The sequence below is a fragment of the Pseudonocardia halophobica genome, assembly GCF_027922425.1.
Classification (GTDB): Bacteria; Actinomycetota; Actinomycetes; order Mycobacteriales; family Pseudonocardiaceae; genus Pseudonocardia; species Pseudonocardia halophobica.
Genome location: NZ_BSFQ01000160.1, coordinates 1 through 936, shown reverse-complemented (window position 1 = coordinate 936; position 936 = coordinate 1). Strand labels below are relative to the sequence as shown.

Annotated in this window: 1 protein-coding gene and 1 pseudogene; one reads left to right on the top strand and one right to left on the bottom strand. The window is 72.3% G+C overall.

Translation table 11 applies throughout. The annotated features are described in order from the left end of the window. A pseudogene (locus PKE99_RS37855) lies at positions 1–318 on the bottom strand (helix-turn-helix transcriptional regulator); the annotation flags it as partial. A gap of 199 nt (positions 319–517) precedes the next feature. Here PKE99_RS37855 and PKE99_RS37850 point away from each other — a divergent pair. Then, positions 518–936: LysR family transcriptional regulator (locus PKE99_RS37850; protein WP_271215072.1), on the top strand; the 419-nt coding region annotated here is incomplete at its 3' end.

The window sequence follows — 936 nt, the reverse complement described above, 5'->3', positions numbered from 1 at the left end:
GGCCCAGGTCCGCAGCTCCTGGGCGGGGTAGGGCAGGTCCGACGGGCTCAACGGCGGACGTGGCCGGTTGGTGCCGGTCATTTCGATGTCCCGCGCCATGAGTGGGCCGGAGAGGAACTTCACGGTCGGACCATCGAGGTCGACGCTCGCCAGGGAGTGGTAGCCGTGGCCCACCGGGTCGGCCAGCGCCAACCACGCACCGTCGAACGGGACGAGCCGGCGGAGGACCTGGAGCATGGCCTGCGCGCGCTCGGAGATGGTGGCCGTCGAGGCGGCGGTCTCGGCCAGCAGCAGCTCACCGGCGTGGTGCGAGCCCATGTGCCCTCCAAAGAGCTCTACGGTCAGGGGCCCGAGCCCGGCCATCACCGGAACGGCTGCCGGTGGACGGGAGGACACCGAGGCACTCCATACCCTGGGAAGCGGTACGACTACCGCGTGCGCAGTGACGTAGAACCACATGCCCGTGAGTCCCGGCCCTACGTCGCCGCCGTCCCTGTCCCCGGAGGTAGCCTGCCTTGTGGACCTGCGCCAGCTCAGGTACTTCCTCACCGTGGCCGAGGAGCGGCGCTTCTCCGCTGCCGCGCGCCGGTTGCACGTCGCCGCTCCGTCGCTCTCGCAGCAGATCCGTGCGCTGGAGCGGGACCTGCGCGTCACGCTCTTCGATCGCACTCCTCGCGGGGCCGAGCTGACGCCGGCGGGGCACCTCCTGGCGGAGCGGGCGCGGGTGATCCTGGCCGAGGTCGACCGGGCCCGCGAGGACGTGCGATCCGCAAGGCCCGAGAGGCGGGAGCAGGTGACCCTGCGGGTCTGCACGATGGCCGACGGGGTCCTCGGTGGCCCGCTGCGAGCGGTGGGACTCGCCATACCGGGCGTCGAGGTCTTCGTGACGTCGAGCCCGGGGGACGACGCCGTCGAGGCGGTCCGGCAGGGACGGGC